The sequence below is a fragment of the Streptomyces sp. NBC_01198 genome (assembly GCF_036010485.1).
In the GTDB taxonomy this organism is placed as follows: domain Bacteria; phylum Actinomycetota; class Actinomycetes; order Streptomycetales; family Streptomycetaceae; genus Actinacidiphila.
The window spans coordinates 7,362,807-7,385,954 of record NZ_CP108568.1 but is presented as its reverse complement, the minus strand read 5'-3'; the positions used below and the strand labels follow the sequence as shown (position 1 = coordinate 7,385,954).

Here is a 23,148-nt window from a genome sequence, read left to right as displayed (position 1 = left end):
CATGAGCAGACCGCGCAAGCAGATCCATCTCGCGGCCCACTTCCCCGGTGTCAACAACACCACCGTATGGAGTGACCCGCGCTCCGGCAGCCAGATCGACTTCGCCTCCTTCGTGCACTTCGCCCGCACCGCGGAGCGCGCCAAATTCGACTTCCTCTTCCTGGCCGAGGGCCTGCGGCTGCGCGAGCAGGGCGGCGAGATCTACGACCTGGACGTCGTCGGCCGCCCCGACACCTTCACGGTGCTCGCCGCGCTGGCCGCGGTCACCGACCGGATCGGGCTGACCGGCACCATCAACTCCACCTTCAACGAGCCCTACGAGGTCGCCCGGCAGTTCGCCAGCCTCGACCACCTGTCGGCCGGGCGGGCTGCATGGAACGTCGTCACCTCCTGGGACGCCTTCACCGGCGAGAACTTCCGGCGCGGCGGCTTCCTGGCGCAGGACGACCGCTACACCCGGGCGCGGCAGTTCCTGCGGACCACGCAGGAGCTGTTCGACTCCTGGCACGGCGGGGAGATCGTCGCGGACAAGGCGGCCGGCCGGTTCCTGAGCGACCCGGCGGCCGGCGCGTTCCGCCACAAGGACGAGCACTTCGACATCGAGGGCCGCTTCAACGTGCCGCGCGGCCCGCAGGGACGCCCGGTGGTCTTCCAGGCCGGCGACTCCGACGAGGGCCGGGACTTCGCCGCCTCCTCCGCAGACGCGATCTTCAGCCGGCATGCCGCCCTGGAGGCCGGCCAGGCCTTCTACCAGGACGTCAAGGGCCGGCTCGCCCGCTACGGGCGCTCCCGGGACGACCTGCTGATCCTGCCCGCCGCGACCTTCGTGCTCGGCGGGACCGACGCCGAGGCGCGCGACATCGCCCACGAGGTGCGCCGGCACCAGGTCAGCGGGCAGAGCGCGATCAAGCTCCTCGAACAGGTGTGGAACCGGGACCTGTCGGCGTACGACCCGGAGGGGCCGCTGCCCGACATCGATCCGGACCCCGGCGAGCACACCGTGGCGCGCGGCCGGGCGAGCGTCAGGATGGTCCGCGACCCGCTGGCCACCGCCCGCGAGTGGCGGCAACTGGCCGAGGCGGAGGGGCTGTCGATACGCGACCTGATCATCAGGACGAGCAGCCGGCAGACCTTCGTCGGCTCCCCCGAGACGGTCGCCTCCGCGATCGACGCGTTCGTGCAGGCCGACGCGAGCGACGGTTTCATCCTGGTGCCGCACCTGGTGCCAGGCGGCCTCGACGAGTTCGCCGACACCGTGGTGCCGCTGCTCCAGGAGCGCGGGGTCTTCCGGCACGACTACGCCGGCACCACCCTGCGCGACCACCTCGGGCTGCGCACCCCGCAGGCGGGCGCCGAGCGTACGGACGCGGCCTCATGACCGGCGCCACGCCCGCCGCGGCCGTCCCGCTGTCGATCCTCGACCTGTCCCCGATCAGCTCAGGCTCCACCCCCGCGCAGGCACTGCGCAACACCGTCGATCTCGCCCGCCGGGCCGAGGCGGCCGGTTACGCCAGATACTGGCTGGCCGAGCACCACCTGGCCACCGGGGTGGCCGGTGTCTCCCCGGCGCTGGTGATCCAGCTGGTGGCGGCGGCCACCCGGCGGATCCGGGTCGGGGCCGGCGCGGTCCAGCTGGGCCACCGCACGCCCCTGTCGGTCGTCGAGGAGTTCGGGCTGCTCGACGCGCTCCACCCCGGCCGCATCGACCTCGGCCTCGGCCGCTCCGGCTTCCGCGCCCCCGGTCCCCCCGGTTCGCCGGCGGCGCCGCAGCCCAAACCGGCTCCGCGGGTCAGCGAGGAACGCCACACGCCCGAGGGCCTGTTGATCCCGGCGCCGTACGACATCAGCTCGCTCATCGGGTCGCCGCTGCTGACCCGCTACATCCAGCTGGTGCAGTTCCCCGGCGCCGACCTGCCCGAATACCGCGCGCAGGTGGAGGTGATCCAGTCGCTGATCCGCGGCGACCTGCGGACCCCCGAGGGTCTTGAGGCGCACGCGCTGCCGGGCGAGGGCGCCGACCTGCAACTGTGGATCCTGGGCAGCAGCGGCGGCGCCAGCGCCCAGGCGGCGGGGGCGCTGGGGCTGCCCTTCGGGGCGAACTACCACGTCAGCCCGGCCGCCGTGCTCGAAGCGGTGGACGCCTACCGCGAGGCCTTCGTGCCGTCGGAGGTCCTGGACAAGCCGCACGTGCTGGTCTCGGCCGACGTCGTGGTCGCCGAGGACGACGAGACCGCCCGGCGGCTGGCCTCCCCGTACGGTCTGTGGGTCCACAGCATCCGCTCGGGCCGGGGCGCGATCCCCTTCCCGTCCCCGGAGGAGGCGGCGGCACACGTCTGGACCCCGCAGGAGCGGGCCCTGGTCGAGGACCGCGTCCGTACGCAGTTCGCCGGCTCGGCGTCCACGGTGACCGAGCAGTTGCGCGTCCTGCAGCGCGCCACCGGGGCGGACGAGCTGCTGGTGACGACGATCACCCACGACCACGCGGACCGGGTCCGTTCGCTGGAACTCCTGGCCGAGGCCTGGCACGGCTGACCACCGCCCCGGCCAACACCTCCGCTGCCGGCCTGTCGCGCCGGGCCCCGCAACCCTGATGGCTTGCGCTTTACGAGAAGGGTGACCGTTTCTCAGGGGCGCGGGGAACGGCGCGACCAGCCACGACGCGCCGCAGGACGCGAAAGCCACCGCACGTGGCAAGCACCCAGCGCGGGGTCCCGCCCCAGTGGCAGCGTGCGGGTCAGGCCGAGCGGCGGCGGAGGGCCGGGTCGGTGAGGGCCGGCGGGACGTACCCGCCGTCCCGTGCCGACAGGTTCACCCCTGGCGGCACGATCTCGTCGATGCGGTCGAGCACGTCCCGCTCCAGGGTGATCTTGTCCGCCCCCAGCTGGCCCGCCAGCTGCTCGAAGGTCCGCGGCCCGATGATCGCCGAGGTGATGCCGGGGTGCTGCAGCACGAACGCCAGCGCGAGCTGGACCAGGGTGAGCCCGGCCTCCTCCGCCAGCGCGGCCAGCGCGTCGGCCGCCGCCAGCTTCGCCGCGTTCTCCGCCGAGCCGATGTCGAAGCGGGCGGTCTGGCGTTCGGCGCGGCTGGAGACCGGCTGGTCGACGCCCTTGCGGTAGCGGCCGGAGAGCCAGCCGCCGGCCAGCGGGCTCCAGGAGAGCACTGCCAGGCCGTAGCGCTGGGCGACCGGCAGCACCTCGCGCTCGATGCCGCGGGCCAGCAGCGAATACGGCGGCTGCTCGGCCACCACCCGCTCCCGGCGCCGGCGTTCGGCGATCCACTGGCCCTCCACGATCGCCGAGGGCTCGAACGTCGAGGTGCCGATGTAGCGGATCTTGCCCTGGTGGACGAGGTCGGACAGCGCGCCGAGCGTCTCGTCGAAGTCGGTGTCGGTCTCGGGCCGGTGCACCTGGTAGAGGTCGATCCAGTCGGTGCCGAGCCTGCGCAGGCTGTTCTCCACCTCGCGGACGATCCAGCGGCGCGAGTTGCCCTGCTCGTTGGGGTCGCTGCCGAGGCTGCCGTGGAACTTCGTGGCCAGCACGACGTTGTCCCTGCGGCCGCCGGCCAGGGCCTTGCCGACGATGGTCTCGGACTCGCCGGCCGAGTAGACGTCGGCGGTGTCGACGAAGTTGATGCCGGAGTCGAGGGCGTGGTGGATGATCCGGATCGCGTCGGCGTGGTCCGGGTTGCCCCGGGGTCCGAACATCATGGCGCCCAGGCACAGCGGGCTGACCTTGACGCCGGTGCGTCCGAAGGGGCGGTACTGCGTCATCGTGCTCTCCCGTTGACGAGATGGTCGGTGGTGGGTTCGGTGTGGGGTGCGGTGGCCGGGGCCAGCTGGTCGACGGTGGCCGACGCGCCGGTCTGCCGGAAGGCGTCCCAGAGCCTGCGGTACGTGCCCTGGGCGGCCAGCAGAGCGGTGTGGGTGCCGGTCTCGACGACGGTGCCGTGGTCGATGACGACGACCCGGTCGGCGCGGGCCGCGGTGGTCAGCCGATGCGCCACCACCAGCGTGGTGCGCCGCCGGGTGAGCGCCTCGGTGGCGGCGACGACCCGGCTCTCGGTGGCCAGGTCCAGGGAGGCGGTGGCCTCGTCAAGCAGCAGGATGTCGGGGTCGACCAGTTCCGCGCGGGCCAGCGCGAGGAGTTGGCGCTGGCCCGCGGACAGGTTCCTGCCGCGTTCGCCGACCTGCTGGAGGTAGCCGAGCGGCAGCGCGGCGACCATCTCGTGCGCGCCGACGGCGCGGGCCGCGGCCTCCACCTCGGCGTCCGAGGCGCCCGGCCGGCCGTAGGCGATGGCGTCCCGTACGGTGCCGCTGAACAGGTGTGCCTCCTGCGGCACCACGCCCAGCCGGGCGCGGAACGCCGCCAGGTCCAGGTCGCGCAGGTCGTGGCCGTCGATGCGGACCGCGCCGGAGGTGGGGTCGTAGAAGCGGGCGATGAGCTTCATCACCGTGGACTTGCCCGCGCCGGTGGCGCCGACCAGGGCGACCGTCTCGCCGGGGGCGATCCGCAGCGAGACGCCGTGCAGCACCTCCTGGCCGCCGCCCCCTGCGTATCCGAAGGACACCTGCTCGAAGGCGATCTCGCCGCGCAGGGTGCCGACCGGCAGCGGCGAGGCGGCGGCGGGGGTGCCGGTGGGGGTGCGCATCAGGGTCCGCAGCCGGCCGAGGCCGACGACGGCCTGCTGGTAGCCGTCGAAGACCTGGGACAGCTGCTGGATCGGGGAGAAGAAGAGGTCGACGTAGAGCAGGAAGGCGATCAGGGTGCCCGCGGTCAGCGCCCCGGAGCGGACCTGGCCGGCGCCCACGGCGAGGACGGCGGCGGTGGACAGCACGCCGAGCAGTTCGATGAAAGGGAAGAAGGTGGCGATGTAGCGCTGGGCGCGCAGCCGGGAGTCGCGGAAGGCCCAGGCGAGCGCGGCGAAGTCGCGGGCGTTGCGGTCCTCGCGGCGGAAGGCCTGGGTGACGCGGATCGCGGTGACGTTCTCCTGGAGGCAGGCGTTGACGGCGCTGATGCGCTCCCTGGCCTCGTGGTAGGCGGGCACCGAACGGCGGCGGAAGAGCGCGGTGCCGCCGACCAGCACCGGCAGCGCGCAGAGCAGGACGACGGCCAGGCCCGCGTCGATGACCAGCAGGGTGACCAGGACGCCGAGTACGGTCAGCAGGCTGACGACGGCGGTGATCAGGCCGGTCTGCAGGAAGTTGGACAGCGCGTCGACGTCGGTGGTCATCCGGGTCATGATCCGGCCGCCGAGCTCGCGCTCGTAGTAGTCGAGGCCGAGCCGCTGGAGTTGGGCATAGGTCTTCACCCGCAGGGTGTAGAGCAGGCGTTCGCCGGTGCGGCCGGTGGTGCGCGACTGGGCGACACCGATCAGCCAGTCGGTGCCGACGACGGCCGCGGCGGCGCCGGCCGCCGCGAGCAGCGCGCTGCCGGAGTGGCGGGCGACCCCGTTGTCCACGCCGTGCCTGACCAGGATGGGTACGGCGATCTGCGCGAGGGCGTCCGCGGCGACCAGCAGCAGCCCGAGCAGCAGCGGCAGCCGGAACGGCCGGATCAGCGCTTGCAGTCCGAAGTGCGGGTCCCCGGCCCTGGCCGGCTCGGCGGGGACGTCGGGGTCGGCGTCGAGCAGCGGCATCCTGGCCAGCCCCGCGATGAGTTCCGGGGTGGGCGGGGCGGCGCCCAGCACCCCGGCGCCCGGGCCGCCGCGCCCGCGGCCCGCGGTGGCCGCGCTGAGCGCCATCGCCTGGGCGGCCTTGAGGTCGGCGTCGTCGCTGCGCCGGTCGGCCACCGTCGCCGTACGCCGCCACAGGTGGGCGGTGACGGCGGGGAGCGCGGTGTCGTCCTCGGCGGCGGGTACGTACTCGGCCGGGCGGTCGGCGGGGTCGCCGGCGGTGGTGCCGGCCGGCTCGGCGACGTCCACGGCGGACAGCAGGCTGCGGAAGAGCGCGGACCTGGAGCGCAGCTCGTCCATGGTGCCGGTGTCGACGACCCGGCCGCCGTCCAGGACCGCGATGCGGTCGGCCAGTTCGAGGGTGGACCTGCGGTGCGCCACGATCAGGGTGGTGGGCCTGCGGGTCGCGGTCCGCAGCCCGGCGTGGATCTCGGACTCCACCCGGGCGTCGATCGCGGAGGTGGCGTCGTCGAGCACCAGCACGGCGGGGTCGCCGAGCAGGGCGCGGGCCAGCGCGACCCGCTGCCGCTGGCCGCCGGAGAGGGTCAGGCCCTGCTCGCCGACGACGGTGTCGTAGCCGTCCGGCAGCCCCTGGATGAAGGCGTCGGCGCGGGCGATGCGCGCCGCCCAGCTGATCCGCTCCTGCGAGGCGTCCGGATCGCCGTAGGCGATGTTGGCCCGCACGGTGTCGGACAGCAGCAGGCTCTCCTCGAAGACGCAGCCGACGGCGCCGCGCAGCGAGTCGAGCCGCAGATCGCGGACGTCGGTGCCGCCGACCAGGACCGCGCCGGCCGCGACGTCGTAGAAGCGCGGCAGCAGCGCGGCGGCGGTGGACTTGCCGGAGCCCGCGGGGCCGATCAGGGCGACGGTCTCGCCGGGCGCGATGTCGAGGGTGAAGCCGCGCAGCAGCGGCTCGTGGCCGTTGCCGTAGCCGAAGGTGACGTCCTGCCAGCTGATCGCGGGCGGCCCGGCGGCCAGGTCGGTGGCGCCGGGGGCGTCGGTGATGACCGGGGCCTCGTCGATGACTTCGAGCACGCGTTCGGTGCCGGCCCTGGCCTGCTGCCAGACGGTGAGCAGGGTGGCGACCTGGCGGACCGGGGTGACGAAGGAGCCGAGGTAGCTGGTGAAGGCCAGGAAGGTGCCGAGCGAGATCCTGCCGTGCAGGGCGAGCCAGCCGCCCAGCGCCAGCACCGCGACCTGCCCGAGCGCGGGTACGGCCTGCAGCGCCGGGGTGTAGCGGCTGGTGTAGCGCACCACCCGCAGCCGGGAGGAGAACAGCCGCCTGGCCCTGCTCTCCAGTCCGGCCAGCTCGCGCTGCTCCTGCCCGAAGCCCTTGACCACCCGCACGCCGGTGACGGCCGCCTCGACGGTGGAGGCGACCTCGGCTGCCTCCTGCTGGGCGTGCCAGTTCGCCGGGAAGAGGTCCTTGCGGCTGCGCAGCGCGATGATCCACAGCAGCGGGCCGACCACCAGTGCCACCACGGTCAGCAGCGGGGACAGCAGCGCCATGAAGACCAGCGAGACCAGGAACATCAGGGCGTTGCCTGTCATGTTCGGCAGGAACTGCAGCAGCGTCTGGATCAGCGTGATGTCGGAGATCGACCGGCTGACGATCTGCCCGGTGCGCAGGTCGTCCTGCTGGGCCCCGCCGAGCCGCAGCAGCGCCGCGAAGGCGTCGTTGCGCAGGTCGTACTGCACTCCCAGCGACAGCCGGCCCGCCCGGTAGCGACGGGTGTAGCCGGCCGCGAACCGGGCGGCGCCGAGCCCGGCGAGCAGCGCGATCCACCAGCCGACCGGCCCGCCGGAGCCCCCGGCGACAGCGTCGACGACGTGCCGCAGCACCAGCGGCAGCACCGCGGTGGCGACCGCGGCGACCACCGCCCCAGTGAAGGCGGCGAGCAGGTCGCGGCGGTGCCGCAGGCAGTAGCCGCCGAGCCGCCGGGCCCATCCGGCGCTCTGCACGGCCGGGCCGGCCGCCGCGGCGGCCGGCCCGGGGGTCGTCGTACTACAGTCCGTCACGAAACTTCCGTGAGAGCGATGCCGAGGTGCCCGGCGCTGGTGTCGACGGTGTCGAAAAGGCGGTTGGCGGGGCGCGGCAGCCCGTAGTGGTCGCGCAGGGTGCTGCCGGTGTACTCGGTCCTGAACAGGCCGCGTTCCTGGAGGATCGGCACGACCCGGTCCACGAAGAGCTCCAGGCCGGAGGGCAGCACCGCGGGCATGATGTTGAAGCCGTCGGCGGCGCCCGCGTCGTACCAGTGCTCGATGGTGTCGGCGACCTGCTCGGCGGTGCCGGCGAAGGTGCGGTGGCCGCGGCCGCCGCCGAGCCGGCCGATGAGCTGCCGTACTGTCAGCCGCTCGCGCCTGGCCAGCTCCACGATGAGGGTGAAGCGGCTCTTGGCCCCCTCGATCTCGTCCTCGGTGGGGATGTCGTCCGGGAGCTCCTTGTCCAGTTCCAGCTTCGCCGGGTCGACGCGCAGCGTCTTGGACAGCTGCCTGACGGCGTACTCGGGCCGGATCAGCCGGTCGAGCTCGTCGTCCAGGGCCCGGGCCTGCTCCTCGGTGTCGCCGATGACCGGCACGATGCCGGGCAGGATCTTGACGCCCTCCGGGTCGCGGCCGAAGCCGACCGCGCGTTGCTTGACGTCCTTGTAGAAGCCGATGGCCTCTTCGAGGGTCTGCTGGGCGGTGAAGACCGCCTCCGCGTAGCGCGCGGCGAAGTCCTTGCCGTCCTCGCTGGAGCCGGCCTGCACGAGCAGCGGGTAGGCCTGCGGGGAACGCTGTACGTTCAGCGGTCCGTCCACCCGGAAATACGTACCCCTGTGCTCGAACTTCCGCACCCGGTCGGCGAGCGCGTGGACTCCGGACTCCTTGTCCGCGACGACCGCGTCGTCGGCCCAGCTGTCCCACAGCTTCGTGGCCACGTCCACGAACTCGGCGGCGCGCAGGTAGCGCTCGTGGTGCAGCGGGGTGTCGTCGAGGCCGAAGTTGCGGGCCGCGTCGGCGCCCGCGGTGGTGACGATGTTCCAGCCCGCCCGGCCGCCGGAGATGTGGTCCACTGAGGCGAAGCGGCGCGCCAGGTTGTACGGCTCGTTGTAGCTGCTCGACGCGGTGGCGATCAGGCCGATGTGCTCGGTGACCCCGGCGAGCGCGGTGAGCAGCACGGTCGGTTCCAGCTTGTTGGCCGGGCGGCGGCCGGGGTCCCCCATCAGGACCGGGCTGTCGGCGAGGAAGAGCGAGTCCAGCTTGCCGCGTTCCGCGATGCGCGCGAGGTTCTTGTAGTGCGCGATGTCGGTGCCGCCGGACGCGGGGCTCTCCGGCAGCCGCCAGGCGGCCTCGTGGTGCCCGACGGACATCAGGAACGCGTTCAGGTGCAGCGGCTTGCGGTCAGTCCTGCGGGTCATCGTGGTCCTTCTCCTCGTGCGGGCGCCCGCTCGCAGCGGGGGCGTCGGCGGGTCGCGGCTCGGGATGGGCGGGCTCGGCGGCGGCGTGCTGGTGCACCCCGAGCGCGGCGAGCAGGGTGTCGCGGTACCCCTGGAAGCGGGGGTCGCGGCGGCTGCGTGGGGTCGGCAGGTCGATGGTCAGATCGACCGCGATCAGGCCGTCCTCCAGGACCAGGACGCGGTCGGCGAGCTCGACGGCCTCGTCCACGTCGTGGGTGACCAGCAGCACCGCGGGGCGGTGGCGCTCGTACAGCTCGCGCAGCAGGTCGTGCATCCGGATCCGGGTGAGCGCGTCCAGCGCCCCGAACGGCTCGTCGGCCAACAGCAGTTCGGGGTCGCGGACCAGGGCGCGGGCCAGCGCGGCCCGCTGCTGCTCGCCGCCGGACAGCTCGTGCGGCCAGGACCGCTCGCGGCCTTCGAGGCCGACCTCGGCCAGTGCCTTCGCACCGCGCTCCTTGGCGTCCTTGCCGCGCACGCCGAGCACCACGTTGTCCAGCACCCGCAGCCAGGGCAGCAGCCGGGAGTCCTGGAAGGACAGCGACACCCGTTCCGGCACGCTCAGCTCGCCGGATCCGGCCACACCGTGGTCGAGCCGGGCGATCGCCCGCAGCAGCGTGGACTTCCCGGAGCCGCTGCGGCCCAGCAGTGCGGTGAACTCCCCCTGCCCCAGGGTCAGGTCGACCTCCCTGAGCACGTCCCGGTCGCCGAAGGAGCGCACCAGCCGGGTGGTGCGTACCGCCGCGCCGGCGATGCCGGCCGGGCGTTCTGCGATCAGTCCGCCAGCGTGCGTCGCCATGACAGCACCCTCCGTTCTGCGGCACGCACCAGCGCGTCCGACACGAAGCCGAAGATTCCGTAGACCACCAGACCGACGATGATCACGTCGGACTGGGCGTACAGCTGGGCCTGGAACATCATGTAACCAAGGCCCTTGGTGGCGTTGACCTGCTCGACCACCACCAGGCCGAGCCAGGACGCGGTGACCGCGAGCCGCAGCCCGACGAAGAAGCCGGGCAGCGCGCCGGGGACGACCACCTTGCGGATGAACTGCAGCCGGGTCAGGTCGAGGCTCTCGCCGAGTTCCACGTATCTGCGGTCGATGCCGGTGAGCGAGGCGTAGGTGTTGATGTAGACGACCACCGCGACGCCGAGGGCGATCAGGGTGACCTTCATCTCCTCGCCGATGCCCAGCCACAGGATCATCAGCGGCAGCAGGGCCAGCGACGGGATGGCCCGCTTGACCTGGAGAGTGCCGTCCAGCAGGTACTCGCCGGTCCGGCTGAGACCGGCGGCCACCGCGAGCAGCACACCGGCGAGCACCCCGAACAGCAGCCCGAGGCCGGCGCGTTGCAGCGAGACCGCCACATTGCTCTGCAGCCGGCCGCTCCTGATCAGGTCGACCGCCGTCGAGGCGACGGTGCCGGGACCCGACAGGATGCGCGGGTCGAGGTAGCCGGAGGCGGCGGCGGCCCACCAGATCAGCACCACGAGCACCGGTCCGGCCAGCCGCGCGAAGGGGATGGCCTTGCCGGGGCCGAGCCGCCGCCTGGTGCCTGTCGTGGTGGTCGTGGTGCGGCCCGTCCGCCGCGTCCGCTCCGGTTCCCGCGTCCGCTGCTCACGCTCGGCGGGCGCGGGGCGGGCGCGGTCCTTGGCCGGAGGCTCGGTGCGGTCCTTGGCCGGGGGCCCGGTGCGGTCCTTGGCCGAGGGCCCGGCCGTGCGCGCCTGGGGCAGGATGTCGGTCATGACGCCACCTGGTATTTCGCCGGGACGGCCTGCGCCGCCAGCCCCTCGAAGCGGCGGTCGAAGAGCGCCTCGGCCTTGACCTTCGGCACGAAGCCGCCCTCGGCCATCAGGTCGGCCGTCTCCTGCTCCCAGGCGATGGCCTTGTCCCAACTGCGCGGGAACTGCGGCTGGGAGAGCGAGGAGACGATGCGCCTGCCGTCCGCGGCGGTCACGCCCTGGTCCTTGACGTAATAGCTCTGGATCCACGCGTCGGTGTTCTCCCAGGCCCACACCACGCCCTTGGCCCACAGCGGGATGAAGCTGCGGATGGCGGCGACCTTCGCCTGGTCGTTGAGGACCTCGGTGGGCGCCCACAGGATGGCCAGCAGGTCCACCACGTCGGTGCTGACCGCCCTGGCGCCGTCCTTGCCGTACTGCGAGAGGTATTTGGTCAACGACGGCTCGGCCAGCGGCGCCACATCGACCTGCTTGGACTGCAGCGCGGTCAGGAACTGCGTGCTGGGCAGCGGGATCAGCGTGACGTCGGAGTTCTTCAGCCCTGCCTCCTTGATGGCTCGCAGCACCACCACGCCCTGGGCCTGTCCCTGCGAGAAGCCGATCTTCTTGCCGCGGAAGTCCTTCGCCGAGGCGATGGCGTCCCCGGTCCCCGGCGCGGTCGCGAAGCTGTAGATGGGGTGGTCGCGGCTCTGGACGGCGACGATCCGGGCGCCGACCTTGATGGCCTCGGCCTGTATCGGCGGAATTCCGGCGTTGCTCGCGAGGTCGATGGAATGGGCGCGGAATCCCTGGATCACATCGGGCCCCGCGGTCAGGTTCGGCCAGCTGGAGACGGTGAAAGGCAATTGCTTGGCCAGGCCGGAATCGGCAAGCTGCAACTGCGACGTGTGAATGGATATCGCGAGTTTCGTTCCCGGCGGCGGCGACCCCGAGGGGAGAGCGCGGGTCGGGACGGTGTCGATCGACGCGCTGGAATTACGGGAGCAGGCGGCTAGGAACGCCGCGCCTCCCGCTAGGGCGAGAAAGGACCGGCGGGGCAGGGGTCGGGCGGCTGGGGTGCTGGTCATGGTGAATTCCTGGGGAGAGGCCGGAATCGTCATCCGGTCGCTGGTCGGGGAGATGGCGTCGTGACGGCCGGTCAGAGGGTGTGGTAACCGCCGTTGTGGAAGAGCAGCGGCCCGCTCGCGCCGCCGGTCCAGGACTCCTGTACGTGGCCGATCACCACGCGGTGGTCGCCGGCCGGCACGATGTGTTCGAGGTCGATCCGCAGCCAGCCGGTCACCCCGTGGAGCACCGGGTCGCCACCCGGCAGCCTGCGCCAGCGGGTGGGTTCGGCGAAGCGGTCGATCCCGCTGGTGGCGAAGGTCCTGGCGAGCTGCTCCTGGTCGGCGCCCAGGAAGTTGACGACCGCGCTGCGGGCCTGCTCGACATGGGGCCAGGACGACGCGCCTGCGCCGATGCCGAAGGAGACCAGCGGGGGTGCGAGCGACAGCGAGGTGAGCGAGGTCGCCGTGAAGCCGGCCGGACCGCTGCCGGCGTCCACGGTGACGACGACCACGCCGGCGGGGTGGTTGCGGAAGATCTGTTTGAACCGCTCAGGGTCGATGCCCGTTGCGGGAAGCGACGGCACGGTGATGGTCAACGTCTCCCCCGGTTCACATGGAGGTGGGCGGAATGCGCGCAGCGGAAAGCACCGCGTCGACGGGCCGCACGGCATTGTGCGGCGCTCTGCGGGCGCGGCTGATCACATGGCGGAAAGCAGTGGAGATTCGGTGGAACGGAGAATGCCGCTGCGGGCGCCGCGCTGATTACGCGGTGCGGCGGGCACCCCGACACGAACGGCGCGGACTACACGCACCGGCGGAGTGACGGCGACAACAACACGCACGTCGGGCGGTGTCGCGGGCCGGCAAGGCGGGCATACCGAAGGAACGCGCCGCGTCGGGCGCCTGCTCCGGATTCCGCTGCTTACCGTTCATGATTCCATTCTCGCGTCCCCGTCGTGCTCGGGTCAACAATGCAACTGCCTGAATTAAGTCCGGAAGTCCGGAAGTGCGGCAGCCGGCCGGACGTGACGCCGGTTCAGCACACGGCGGGCAGCACCGGCCACGGGCCGAGCGGGTCGGCGTAGAGGGCGCCGAGCGCCACCGCCGCGCCGGCGACCGGCAGGACCGAGCCGGTGAAGCTGCTCGGCACCACCGCACGCTCCGGGTCGTCGCAGACCCAGGAGCGGGCCGCGACCTCGGCGCGCAGCACGCCCAGACACTCCGGCAGTCGCCCGGCGCCCGGCTCGACGACCACCACCACCTCGGGGTCGAACATGTCGAGCAGCAGCGCGACCGCCCGGCCCACCAGCAGCGCCCTCCGCCGGAAGAGGTCCACCGCACGCGGCTCGCCGGCCAGCGCCAGGTCGAGCAGCGCACGGAAGTCGGTGACGGTCAGTCCGCCGGCGGCGGCCTGCCGTACCAGCGCGGGCTCCGACACCTCGGACTGCAGGCAGCCGGGGGTGCCGCAGGTACACGGCTCCTCGGACGCCGTGCCGGGTCCGACCGGCAGATGCGCCACGCTGCCGGCCGCCGAACGGGGGCCGCGGTGGACGCCGTCGACGGTAGCGAAGGCGGCGTCCACGACGGCGCCCACGAAGAGCAGCACCGCGCTGTCCCGGGTGGCGACGGCGCCCAGCAACTGCTCGGCGCGGGCCAGCGCCCGGGAGTGGCTGTCGATGTGCACGGGCAACCCGGTGGCTGCCGCCAGGAACTCACGGGCCGGCACATGGCGCCAGCCCAGCCGCGGGTGGTCCACGATCACCCCGGCGTCGGGATCCACCCACTGCCCGGTGGCCAGCCCCATGGCCAGGACCTTCCGGCCGTCGGCGTGGGCCGCGACCATCCGCGGCAGCCGCGCGGCCAGCCCGCCGAGCACCCGCTGCGGGTCGGTGCCGCTGTGCGGCCTGCGGTCGCTGGCGACGATCCGGCCGCGCAGGTCCATCAGCGCCAGGGTGGAGTGGGCGACGGCGATGTGCGCGCCCGCCACCAGGTAGCGGCCGGTGTCGATCTCCAGCGGGATGTGCGGCCGGCCCAGCCCGCGCGGCCCCGCGGTCTCCGGGCGCTCGCGTATGAGCCCGCGGGCCAGGAACTGCGCGCAGTGGCCGCTCACCGCGGCGGGCGACAGGCCGGTCAGCCGGGCCACGGTGCTGCGGGCCACCGGGCCGTGGTCGAGGATCGCGCCGAGCACGGCGCCGGCCGCCGCGGGACGGCGGGGCGGGCCCGCCGCAGGTGGGACGTCGGCGCGGCGCAGCGGGGTCGGGGGCAGCGGGGCGGTGCCACGTCGGTCGGGCGGCGGCAGGACTACCACGGTGGCCTTCCAGGTGGTCGACGGCGGCGGGCGTACCCGTAGGGCCGCGCCGGCGGTGAACCGGCGGGGCGGGCACCCCCGTTGGCGCTCCTCGCGGAGCTGTGCTGTCAGACCTGGTGACACGCGGCGGAGCACACACGCTTGAGGTCGACATGACCCCGCGTCGTCAGGTGTGTGGTGCGCTGCATGCCGCGCAACGTAACCGGCGCAGCCGAGGGCGGTCAAACAGCTGACCGCATCGTGGACGCCGCAGTTGCCCGGCGGACGGCCCGCGGCGGCGCCCGGGGGCGGTTTCCGGCCGCCCCCCGGGCGCACCGGGAAGCGCGGGCGCGGCCGGGGCGCGGCGGGATCGGTACCGGCCGGGGAGCCCGCGGACTCAGCCGCGGAAGGTCTCCAGCAGGCGCAGCCAGATCTCGCTGATCGTCGGGTAGGCGGGGACGGCGTGCCACAGCCGGTCCACCGGCACCTCGCCCGCGACCGCCACCGTCGCCGAGTACAGCAACTCGCCGACCCCGGGGCCGACGAAGGTGACACCCAGCAAGAGGCCGCGGTCCAGGTCCACGACCATCCTGGCCCTGCCGTGGTAGTCGTCGCCGTACAGGCTGGCGCCGGCGACCTGGGCGAGGTCGTAGTCCACGACCTTCGTCCGCCGCCCGGCCTGCTCAGCCTCGGCGGCCGACAGGCCCACCGCGGCGACCTCCGGGTCGGTGAAGACCACCTGCGGCACCGCCGCGTGGTCGGCGGTGGCGACGTGCGCGCCCCAGGGCGCGTCGTCCACCGGCTCGCCCTTGGCGCGGGCGCCGATCACCGCACCGGCGATCCTGCCCTGGTATTTGCCCTGATGGGTGAGCAGCGCCCGGTGGTTGACGTCGCCCGCCGCGTAGAGCCAGCCGCCGTCCACGCCGGTGACCTGGCAGGTGTCGTCGACCGGCAGCCAGCCGCCCGGCTTGAGTCCGACGGTCTCCAGGCCGATGTCGCCGGTGTGCGGCTCCCGGCCGATGGCGAAGAGCACCTCGTCGGCGCTGACCCGGGCACCCCCCTCGACGCTGACCCTGACCTCGCCGTGGGCGCCGTCCCGCTCCACCACCGAGACGACCGCCCCGAACCGCACGTCGACCCCGGCCCCCCGCAGGGCGTCGGTGACCATCTCGCCCACGAAGGGCTCCATCTTGCCCAGCAGGCTCTCGCCCCGCACCAGCAGCGTGACCTGCGAGCCGAGCCCCTGCCACGCGGTGGCCATCTCGACGGCGACGACACCGCCGCCCACCACCACCAGCCGCCCCGGCACCTTCTTGGCGCTGGTCGCGTCCCTGCTGATCCACGGGTTGACGTCGTGGATCCCCGGCATCGGCGGCAGCGCCGCGGTCGTACCCGTGCAGACCGCCACCGCGTGCCGGGCGGTCAGGTGGACGGTGTCGCCGTCCGGAGTGGTCACGGCGACCTGGCGCGGGCCGTCGAGCCGGCCGTGGCCGCGTACCAGATCCACCTGCACCGACTGGAGCCAGCCGGCCTGCCCGTCGTCCTTCCAGTGCGAGGTGAACTCGTCCCGCCTGGCGAGCACCGCGGCCGCGTCCAGCGGTCCCTGCACGGCGTGGCTCAGACCGGGCAGCCGGCGGGCGTCGGCCTGGGCGAGCACCGGGCGCAGCAGCGCCTTGCTCGGCATGCACGCCCAGTACGAGCACTCGCCGCCGACCAGTTCGCTCTCCACGATCACCGTGCTCAGGCCGGCGGCCTGCGTGCGATCCGCCAGGTTCTCACCCACCGGGCCTGCACCGATGACGATCACGTCGTAGGTGCGGGGGGTGTCGTTCATGGCAGCTCCTGTTGCTGGCGGCGGACGGCGGGGCGGACCGGGCGGGGGCGCACCACCACCACCCGCGGCACGTCCCTTCGATCACACCGGCGTCACGCTGATGCCGCAACCGAGGGACGCGCGGTCATCGTACTGACGACCGGTGACGGGGAGTCTTTCCCGCCACCCGCGTGTCATGCGCGCCGATGCGCAGGTGGACGGCGTCTTGCGGACGCCCGACCGGCAGCTTGCGGGCGGCCGGCAGGTCGGTGGCGGGCCGTGCGGCCCGGCCGCCCGCGACACCTGCGACGTATGATCACTGCGGGGCGCCGAGCGGCGTCGCAGGAGGTGCAGCGATGGGTGAACTCGTGCTGATCAGGCACGGTGAGACCGAGTGGAGCCTGACGGGTCGGCACACAAGTTACACCGATCTGCCGCTCACCGAGAACGGCGAGGCGCAGGCCCGCTCCCTCGCGCCGCTGCTCGCGGCCCGCGACATCTCCGCCGTCCTGACCAGCCCCCTGCACCGCGCCCGCGACACCGCGAAACTGGCCGGCGTCGGCCATGCCACCGTCGACCCCGGCCTGCACGAATGGGACTACGGCGGCTACGAGGGCGTCACCACCGTGGACATCCATCGCGAACGGCCCCGCTGGGACCTGTGGACCGACGGCGTGATCCCCGGACCCGAGGGCCATCCGGGTGAGACCGCGCAGCAGATCGGCGAGCGCGCCGACCGGGTCCTTGCCCGGGTCGACGCGATCCTCGCCGCCGGCGTTGACGGCGATGTGGTGCTGGTCGCGCACGCCCACTTCCTGCGCGTGCTGACCGCCCGCAGGCTCGGGCTGCCTGCCGTCGACGGGGCGCTGTTCCAACTCGCCACCGGTACGGTCGGCGCGCTGGGTACCGAGCACGGCCGCTCGGTGCTGACCGCGTGGAACCGGATGCCCTGAGCCGCACACCGTCGCCCGACCGGCCGCACCGCGACCACCCACCGTCCGTGCGCGGCCGCCTGACCGGTCGTCGGTCGGCGCCTGACCGGCCTTGCGCCGGCCACCGGATCCGCTCCCGACACGCCGGGCGCTCCGCATGGCGCCGACCGCCCGGCGTGTGCCGGACCGAGGACACTGGTCGCTCCACCTCCCCGTCCGCGTCGGGGGACGTGTGCGGCGACAGGCGAGGGAGCGCGTATGACGGTGACGGCCGAGGAACAGCGGCAGCGGCTCGCGTCGCCCTGGATCCGCGGCGCCGCCGCGGCCCTCGCCGGCGCCCTGCCCGCACTCGCCTTTCCCGCGCCGTCGCTGTGGTGGCTGGCCTATGTCGCGCTGGTGCCCTGGATGCTGCTGGCCCGCTCGGCCGGCAGCCCGCGGCGGGCGATCCTCGACGGGTGGCTGGGCGGCGCCGGCTTCATGCTGGCCGTGCACCACTGGCTGCTCGCGAGCCTGAACGTCTTCCTCGTGGTGCTCGCGCTGCTGCTCGGGGCGCTGTGGGCGCCCTGGGGCTGGCTGGTGCGCCGGTTGCTCGGGGCCGGCGCGGAGGGACCGCCGCGGCTGCTGCCCGCGCTGGTGCTGCTGCCCTGCGGGTGGCTGATGGTGGAGCTGGTGCGCTCCTGGCAGTATCTCGGCGGCCCCTGGGGATTGCTGGGGGCCAGCCAGTGGCAGGTGGCGCCGGCGCTGCGGCTGGTGTCGGTCGGCGGGGTGTGGCTGGTCAGCCTGCTGGTGGTGCTGGTGAACACCGTGGTGGTCGCGCTGATCACGGTCCCCGCGCTGCGCGGGCCGGCCGCCGGGGCGCTGCTTGGCACCGCGGTGCTGACCGCCGCGGTCTGGCTGTGGACGCCGCAGCCGCACCCGGCGGGCAGCACCAGGATCGCGGTGGTGCAGCCGGGGGTGATCGCCACCGGTGGCGCCCGGCTGGACCGGGAGGCGCGGCTGACCGGGCAACTGGCGGGCAGTCACCCGGACCTGGTGGTCTGGGGCGAGAGCAGCATCGGCGTGGACCTGACCTCGCGGCCCGACGTGGCACGCCGGCTGGCCGCGCTGTCCCGGCAGGTCGGGGCGGATCTGCTGGTCAACGTGGACGCCGAGCGAGCCGACGGCGGCGGTATCTCCAAGACGACGGTGCTGGTCGGCCCGGGCGGGGTGACCGGGCCGACGTACGACAAGATGCGGCTGGTGCCGTTCGGCGAGTACATCCCGCTGCGGTCGGTGCTGGGCTGGGCCACCTCGGTGGGGAAGGCCGCGGGCGAGGACCGGCAGCCGGGCAGCAGGCAGGTGGTGATGGCCGCCGGGCGGCTGCGGTTCGGGCCGCTGGTGTGCTTCGAGACCGCCTTCCCCGACATGAGCCGCCATCTCGCCGGCGACGGGGCCCAGCTGCTGGTCGCCCAGTCCTCCACGTCGTCCTTCCAGCACAGCTGGGCGCCGGCGCAGCACGCCTCGCTCGCCGCGCTGCGGGCTGCCGAGAGCTGGCGCCCGATGGTGCACGCGACGCTGACCGGGACCAGCGCCGTCTACGACGCCGACGGCCGGCGGGTCGGCCGCAGGATCGGCACCGGCGCCAGCACGTCGGCGGTCTACGAGGTGCCGCTGGCGGCCGGCCGCAGTCCGTACGTGCGGTTCGGCGACTGGGCGCCGCACCTGGCGCTGCTGCTGGTGCTCGCCGCGGCGGCCTACGAGCTGACGCGGGCGGTCAGGCGGCCTGTTCCCGTACCTCGGTGACGATCCGTTCGCACAGCTCGTGGGTGAGCAGCGCGTCGCGCCCGTCGAGCTTGGCACCGGTGCGGACGGCGTCGAGGAAGGCCAGGGTGATCTGCTCGATGCCGCGCTGCCGGGCGACCGGCACCCAGTCGCCGCGGCGGCGTACCGTCGGCTGGCCCCGGTGGTCGATGACCTCGGCGAGGTTGAACACCTGGCGCCGGGTGTCGGCGCCGCTGACGTCGAGGCTCTCCTCGACCGAGCCGCTCATCCGGTTCATCGACCCGATCGCGGTGAAACCCTCGCCGGACAGGTGCAGGACGACGTGGTGCAGCAGGCCGCCGGTGACCTTCGCCGAGACCCGGACCTGCTCGACGGTGCCGGGCACGAGGAAGCGCAGGGTGTCCACGACGTGGATGAAGTCGTCGAAGACGACCTCGCGGGGGTCCTCCGCCAGGCCGATGCGGTTCTTCTGCAGGATGATCAGATCCCGCGGGTGGTCCAGGCACTGCAGGTAGCCGGGAGCGTAACGGCGGTTGAAGCCGGCCATCAGAGGCACCCCGCGCTCCTCGGCGAGCGAGACGAGGCGGTGGGCGCCCTCGGCGTCGCGGGCCAGCGGCTTGTCCACGTAGACCGGGACGCCCGCCTCGACGACCCGGGCGGCGATCTCGACGTGGCTCTCGGTCGGCGCGTGCACGAAGGCGGCGTCCAGTCCCTGGTCGAGCAGCGCGTCGAGGGAGGCGTGCCGGTGCGGCAGCCGGTAGGCGTCGCCGACCCGGTCCAGGGTCGCGGGGGTGCGGGTCTGCAGATGGATCTCCACGCCCTGCTGGGCGGTCAGCACCGGCAGATACGCCTTCTGGGCGATGTCACCGAGGCCGATGACGCCGATCTTCAGTGGGGCGCTGCCCGATGCCATGCCGTACTCCTCGTGCCGGTCCCGCGCTTCCCCAGGTGGGAGCGGTGTCACCGCAGCATACGGGCCGGTTTTCCGCCGGCTCCCGGGCGGGGTGACGGAGGTCGTCGCCCACTCGTACGGGTGAGCAGCGGGTGGGCGTGGCCGGTCTTTCACCCTTGCGGGGACTGTCGGGCGGCGTGCGGTGCGGGCACTGTTGGCGGTGTGCGCCTGCTGCCCGTCGTGGTGATCCTGCTGGCGGCCTGTGCCGCGGCCGGATGCACCACGGTCTCCGCTCCCCCGTCACCCGCCGTCCACTACCCTGCGCCGGCCCGGCCGGCTCCCGAGGTCGTGCCGCTGACCCCGCCGCCCGCCCGGCCGTTGCTGGCGACCGTACGGCCGGGCGCCGGAGAGGACGCCGCCGACGCCGCGACGCCGGGCAGCACCGGGCCGGCGCCCCGGCACCGGCCCGCCGCGGCCGCGCCGCACCGGCCACGGCCGGCGGGGCGCCGGACGCCGCGGGCCAGGGCGCCACGGGTCGGGCGGACGCCCGCGGGCAGCGGGAGCGGCGGGGTCTGCGCGCTGGGGCGTACCTACGGCGGCTGGGCGGCGGGCAGCGCCGCCTCCACCATCTGCGCCCGGACCTACGGCAGCTGACCCGAACCGGTCAGCCGCAGTTCCAGCCGGCCCACCGCGGCCCGCACCCCGTCGCCGTACGCGTCCTCGGCCAGCGCGCCGCAGGCCTTGCGGGCGAGTCCGAGGTGGCTGCGGGCCAGGCGGTCCTCGCCCACCCGGGCGTAGGCCGCGGCCAGGTTGAGGTGCAGCGAGGGGTAGAAGCCGCGTACCTGACCGGCCCTGCGCTCGTCTGCGCCCTGCTCGGCGGCCACCGTGTCGGCGGCCCGCAGCGCCCGCAGGTCCCAGGCCAGCTCGTCCTCCGGGTCGTCCTGGGTGTCCGCCAGGTAGTGCGCGACGGTGCACCGGTGCAGGGGGTCGCCCTGCTCGCCGAGCTCCGCCCACAGGGCGGTGAGGCGGTTGCGCGCCTCCTCCCGGTCCCCGGCGTGCAGCAGCATCACCACTTGCCCGATCCTGCCCGTCATGGCGTCGTCCGCGGCCGCCGGGTCGCCCATCGGCGCCTCCTGATGTCCTCGCATCCGATGACGCTAACCGGCGCGCCCGCCGAGATCGGGGATGCGCCAGTCGATCGGCTCGTGCCCCTGCGCCCGGACCGCCGTGTCGATCTGGGTGAAGGGACGGCTGCCGAAGAAGAGCTTCTGCGACAGCGGCGAGGGGTGGGCACCCTGGATCACGGTGTGCCGGGAGGTGTCGATCAGCGGCAGCTTCTTCTTGGCGTAGTTGCCCCACAGCACGAAGACCGCGGGATCGGTCCGGCCGGCCACCGCCCGGATCACCGCGTCGGTGAACTTCTCCCAGCCCTTGCCCTTGTGCGAGTTCGCCTCCGCCTCGCGGACCGTCAGCACCGCGTTGAGCAGCAGCACGCCCTGCTCCGCCCAGGGCAGCAGATAGCCGTTGTCCGGCACCGGGTGGCCCAGCTCGTCGTGCATCTCCTTGAAGATGTTGCGCAGCGAGGGCGGGGTCTTCACGCCCGGGCGCACCGAGAAGCACAGACCGTGGCCCTGGCCCTCCCCGTGGTAGGGGTCCTGGCCCAGGATCAGCACCTTGACCCGGTCGAAGGGAGTCGCCTCCAGCGCCGCGAAGACCTCGTCGCGCGGCGGGAAGACGCGATGCTCCTTGCGTTCGGCCTCGACGAAGTCGGTGAGCTGCTGGAAGTAGGGCTTGTCCAACTCCTCGCCGAGGACGCTCTGCCAGGAGTCGGGCAGCATGCTGGGCACGTCAGAACCTCCGGTACGCGATCCGTTACTGCGTCAGAAACTACCGGCAGGCACTGACAGTGCCCTCGCCCCGGCCGCCGCCCGACCCTGGCCTCGGTCTTCGCGGGGGTCCCAGCCGTCAGGCGACGCCCGCGCGCAGGAACAGGCCGCCGTCCATCACCAGGTTCTGTCCGGTGATCCAGCCGGCCTGGTCGCCGAGCAGGAAGGCCGCGGCGCCGCCGATGTCGTCGGGCACCCCGAGCCGCTGGAGCGGGTAGCCGGCCGCGGCCTCCTCCTCGCGCCCCTCGTAGAGAGCCGCGGCGAACTTCGTCTTGACCACCGCGGGGGCGATGGAGTTGACCCGCACGCCCGGCGCCATCTCGGCGGCTAGCTGCACGGTCAGGTTCACCATCGCGGCCTTGCTGATGCCGTAGGCGCCGATGAAGGGGGACGGGGCGAGCCCGGCGATCGAGGCGATGTTGAGGATCGCGCCGCCGTTGTCCTTCTGCCAGGCCTTCCACGTCTGCTGGGCGAAGCCGAGCGCGGAGATCACGTTGGTCTCGTAGACCTTGCGGGCCACGCCGAGGTCGAGGTCGGCGAGCAGGCCGTAGACGGGGTTGGTGCCCGCGTTGTTGGCGAGGTAGTCCACCCGGCCGAAGGCCTCCATGGTGCGTTCGACGGCGATGGCCTGGTGCGCCTCGTCGTGGGCCTTGCCCGCGACGCCGATCACCCGGTCGGGGCCGAGCCGCTCGACCGCCTGCTTGAGCGCGTCCTCGTTGCGCCCGGTGATGCACACCCGGTCGCCGCGGGCGACCAGCGCCTGCGCGATGCCGTAGCCGATGCCGCGGCTCGCACCGGTGACCAGCGCTGCTTTGCCGGTGTCCTTGGCGGGGGTGGTGGGGGGGAGCTGGGTCATGATGTCGGGCCTCCGGCCTGTCAGTTGAGCGGGCCGCCGGCCACGTAGAGCACCTGGCCGGAGACGAAGCCGGCGTCGTCGCCGGTGAAGAAGGCGATGGCGCCCGCGACGTCCTCGGGCCTGCCGACCCGCTGGACCGGGATCTGGGTGGCGGCGGCGGTCTGGAACTCCTCGAAGTCCATGCCGACCCTGGCGGCGGTCGCGGCGGTCATGTCGGTGACGATGAAGCCGGGGGCCACGGCGTTGGCGGTGACGCCGAACTTGCCCAGCTCGATGGCGAGGGTCTTGGTGAAGCCCTGCAGGCCGGCCTTGGCGGCGGAGTAATTGACCTGGCCGCGGTTGCCCAGCGCGGAGGACGAGGAGAGGTTGACCACCCGGCCGAAGTGCGCGTCCACCATGTGGCTCTGCACGGCGCGCGTCATCAGGAAGGCGCCGCGCAGGTGGACGCCCAGGACGGTGTCCCAGTCGACGGCGCTCATCTTGAACAGCAGATTGTCGCGGAGCACTCCCGCGTTGTTCACCAGGACGGTCGGTGCCCCCAGTTCGGCGGCGACCCGGGCGACTGCGGCCTCGACCTGCGCCTCGTCCGAGACGTCGGCGCCCACCGCGACGGCCCGGCCGCCGGCTGAGGTGATGGCCTCGACGGTGTCCTTGCAGGCGCTCTCGTCGAGGTCGAGTACGGCGACGGCGCGGCCCTGCTCGGCCAGCCGCACCGCGGTGGCGGCGCCGATTCCGCGGGCGGCGCCGGTGACGATCGCGACGCGCTGCTCGGTGCTGGACATCTGTTCTCCTCAACCCTTTGGTGCGGCCGGCCGGCGTCTCGAC

19 protein-coding genes are annotated in these 23,148 nt (G+C 73.5%); 5 read left to right on the top strand and 14 right to left on the bottom strand.

Annotated features, from left to right (window positions below):
• Position 1 precedes the first annotated feature (1 nt).
• Together OG702_RS33015 and OG702_RS33010 are read left to right on the top strand one after the other, a co-directional pair.
• Positions 2–1,378, top strand: a complete 1,377-nt coding sequence (locus OG702_RS33015; protein WP_327292617.1) for an NtaA/DmoA family FMN-dependent monooxygenase — start codon at positions 2–4, stop codon at positions 1,376–1,378.
• On the top strand, positions 1,375–2,532 hold the full coding sequence (locus OG702_RS33010) for an LLM class flavin-dependent oxidoreductase (RefSeq protein WP_327292616.1): 1,158 nt from the start codon (positions 1,375–1,377) through the stop codon (positions 2,530–2,532). The genes OG702_RS33015 and OG702_RS33010 overlap by 4 nt, the downstream gene beginning before the upstream one ends.
• Positions 2,533–2,734: 202 nt before the next feature.
• Here OG702_RS33010 and OG702_RS33005 read toward each other — a convergent pair whose 3' ends face one another.
• From OG702_RS33005 to OG702_RS32965, 9 genes are all read right to left on the bottom strand, one after another.
• Positions 2,735–3,769 carry an aldo/keto reductase gene (locus OG702_RS33005; protein ID WP_327292615.1) on the bottom strand — a complete coding sequence of 345 codons (1,035 nt, stop codon included), beginning with the start codon at positions 3,767–3,769 and terminating at the stop codon, positions 2,735–2,737.
• Complete coding sequence (locus OG702_RS33000; RefSeq protein ID WP_442814664.1) at positions 3,766–7,689, bottom strand: ABC transporter ATP-binding protein; 3,924 nt, start codon at positions 7,687–7,689, stop codon at positions 3,766–3,768. Before OG702_RS33000 ends, OG702_RS33005 begins: the two co-directional genes overlap by 4 nt.
• On the bottom strand, positions 7,686–9,071 hold the full coding sequence (locus OG702_RS32995; RefSeq protein WP_327292614.1) for an LLM class flavin-dependent oxidoreductase: 1,386 nt from the start codon (positions 9,069–9,071) through the stop codon (positions 7,686–7,688). The genes OG702_RS33000 and OG702_RS32995 overlap by 4 nt, the downstream gene beginning before the upstream one ends.
• A complete protein-coding gene (locus OG702_RS32990; protein WP_327292613.1) occupies positions 9,055–9,906 on the bottom strand; it encodes an ABC transporter ATP-binding protein in 852 nt (283 codons plus the stop codon). Before OG702_RS32990 ends, OG702_RS32995 begins: the two co-directional genes overlap by 17 nt.
• Positions 9,882–10,853, bottom strand: a complete 972-nt coding sequence (locus tag OG702_RS32985) for an ABC transporter permease (RefSeq protein ID WP_327292612.1) — start codon at positions 10,851–10,853, stop codon at positions 9,882–9,884. The genes OG702_RS32990 and OG702_RS32985 overlap by 25 nt, the downstream gene beginning before the upstream one ends.
• Complete coding sequence (locus OG702_RS32980) at positions 10,850–11,917, bottom strand: ABC transporter substrate-binding protein (RefSeq protein ID WP_442814663.1); 1,068 nt, start codon at positions 11,915–11,917, stop codon at positions 10,850–10,852. Before OG702_RS32980 ends, OG702_RS32985 begins: the two co-directional genes overlap by 4 nt.
• Before the next feature lie 71 nt (positions 11,918–11,988).
• Positions 11,989–12,492 carry a flavin reductase family protein gene (locus OG702_RS32975; RefSeq protein ID WP_327292610.1) on the bottom strand — a complete coding sequence of 168 codons (504 nt, stop codon included), beginning with the start codon at positions 12,490–12,492 and terminating at the stop codon, positions 11,989–11,991.
• A gap of 440 nt (positions 12,493–12,932) precedes the next feature.
• Entirely contained in the window at positions 12,933–14,204 is a 1,272-nt protein-coding gene (locus tag OG702_RS32970) for an ROK family transcriptional regulator (RefSeq protein ID WP_442814755.1), read from the bottom strand.
• Positions 14,205–14,580: 376 nt separating this feature from the next.
• A complete protein-coding gene (locus OG702_RS32965) occupies positions 14,581–16,017 on the bottom strand; it encodes a dihydrolipoyl dehydrogenase family protein (protein ID WP_327292609.1) in 1,437 nt (478 codons plus the stop codon).
• A 335-nt stretch (positions 16,018–16,352) separates the two neighbouring features.
• Between OG702_RS32965 and OG702_RS32960 the strand changes: the two genes are divergently transcribed.
• Both OG702_RS32960 and lnt read left to right on the top strand, forming a co-directional pair.
• Entirely contained in the window at positions 16,353–16,949 is a 597-nt protein-coding gene (locus tag OG702_RS32960) for a histidine phosphatase family protein (RefSeq protein ID WP_327292608.1), read from the top strand.
• A gap of 237 nt (positions 16,950–17,186) precedes the next feature.
• On the top strand, positions 17,187–18,710 hold the full coding sequence (gene lnt / locus OG702_RS32955) for an apolipoprotein N-acyltransferase (protein ID WP_327292607.1): 1,524 nt from the start codon (positions 17,187–17,189) through the stop codon (positions 18,708–18,710).
• On the opposite strand, the gene OG702_RS32950 is transcribed toward lnt, so the two are convergent.
• Positions 18,682–19,581 carry a Gfo/Idh/MocA family protein gene (locus OG702_RS32950; RefSeq protein WP_327293459.1) on the bottom strand — a complete coding sequence of 300 codons (900 nt, stop codon included), beginning with the start codon at positions 19,579–19,581 and terminating at the stop codon, positions 18,682–18,684. The two genes, lnt and OG702_RS32950, sit on opposite strands and share 29 nt — an antisense overlap.
• A gap of 222 nt (positions 19,582–19,803) precedes the next feature.
• On the opposite strand from OG702_RS32950, the gene OG702_RS32945 reads away from it, so the two are divergent.
• Complete coding sequence (locus tag OG702_RS32945; RefSeq protein ID WP_327292606.1) at positions 19,804–20,235, top strand: hypothetical protein; 432 nt, start codon at positions 19,804–19,806, stop codon at positions 20,233–20,235.
• On the opposite strand, the gene OG702_RS32940 is transcribed toward OG702_RS32945, so the two are convergent.
• From OG702_RS32940 to fabG, 4 genes are all read right to left on the bottom strand, one after another.
• Complete coding sequence (locus tag OG702_RS32940) at positions 20,223–20,729, bottom strand: hypothetical protein (protein ID WP_327292605.1); 507 nt, start codon at positions 20,727–20,729, stop codon at positions 20,223–20,225. The genes OG702_RS32945 and OG702_RS32940 overlap by 13 nt on opposite strands.
• Before the next feature lie 9 nt (positions 20,730–20,738).
• A complete protein-coding gene (gene ung, locus OG702_RS32935; protein ID WP_327293458.1) occupies positions 20,739–21,419 on the bottom strand; it encodes a uracil-DNA glycosylase in 681 nt (226 codons plus the stop codon).
• Between the two features lie 127 nt (positions 21,420–21,546).
• On the bottom strand, positions 21,547–22,323 hold the full coding sequence (locus OG702_RS32930) for an SDR family oxidoreductase (RefSeq protein WP_327292604.1): 777 nt from the start codon (positions 22,321–22,323) through the stop codon (positions 21,547–21,549).
• Between the two features lie 20 nt (positions 22,324–22,343).
• Positions 22,344–23,105, bottom strand: a complete 762-nt coding sequence (gene fabG, locus OG702_RS32925; RefSeq protein ID WP_327292603.1) for a 3-oxoacyl-ACP reductase FabG — start codon at positions 23,103–23,105, stop codon at positions 22,344–22,346.
• Positions 23,106–23,148: the final 43 nt, after the last annotated feature.

Bases quoted from the DNA above. Each gene is read 5' to 3' on its own strand.
- OG702_RS33015 (WP_327292617.1), top strand. From the start codon at position 2: ATGAGCAGACCGCGCAAGCAGATCCATCTCGCGGCCCACTTCCCCGGT.
- OG702_RS33010 (WP_327292616.1), top strand. From the start codon at position 1,375: ATGACCGGCGCCACGCCCGCCGCGGCCGTCCCGCTGTCGATCCTCGAC.
- OG702_RS33005 (WP_327292615.1), bottom strand. From the start codon at position 3,769: ATGACGCAGTACCGCCCCTTCGGACGCACCGGCGTCAAGGTCAGCCCG.
- OG702_RS32995 (WP_327292614.1), bottom strand. From the start codon at position 9,071: ATGACCCGCAGGACTGACCGCAAGCCGCTGCACCTGAACGCGTTCCTG.
- OG702_RS32990 (WP_327292613.1), bottom strand. From the start codon at position 9,906: ATGGCGACGCACGCTGGCGGACTGATCGCAGAACGCCCGGCCGGCATC.
- OG702_RS32985 (WP_327292612.1), bottom strand. From the start codon at position 10,853: ATGACCGACATCCTGCCCCAGGCGCGCACGGCCGGGCCCTCGGCCAAG.
- OG702_RS32980 (WP_442814663.1), bottom strand. From the start codon at position 11,917: ATGACCAGCACCCCAGCCGCCCGACCCCTGCCCCGCCGGTCCTTTCTC.
- OG702_RS32965 (WP_327292609.1), bottom strand. From the start codon at position 16,017: ATGAACGACACCCCCCGCACCTACGACGTGATCGTCATCGGTGCAGGC.
- OG702_RS32960 (WP_327292608.1), top strand. From the start codon at position 16,353: ATGGGTGAACTCGTGCTGATCAGGCACGGTGAGACCGAGTGGAGCCTG.
- lnt (WP_327292607.1), top strand. From the start codon at position 17,187: ATGACGGTGACGGCCGAGGAACAGCGGCAGCGGCTCGCGTCGCCCTGG.
- OG702_RS32940 (WP_327292605.1), bottom strand. From the start codon at position 20,729: ATGCGAGGACATCAGGAGGCGCCGATGGGCGACCCGGCGGCCGCGGAC.
- ung (WP_327293458.1), bottom strand. From the start codon at position 21,419: ATGCTGCCCGACTCCTGGCAGAGCGTCCTCGGCGAGGAGTTGGACAAG.
- OG702_RS32930 (WP_327292604.1), bottom strand. From the start codon at position 22,323: ATGACCCAGCTCCCCCCCACCACCCCCGCCAAGGACACCGGCAAAGCA.
- fabG (WP_327292603.1), bottom strand. From the start codon at position 23,105: ATGTCCAGCACCGAGCAGCGCGTCGCGATCGTCACCGGCGCCGCCCGC.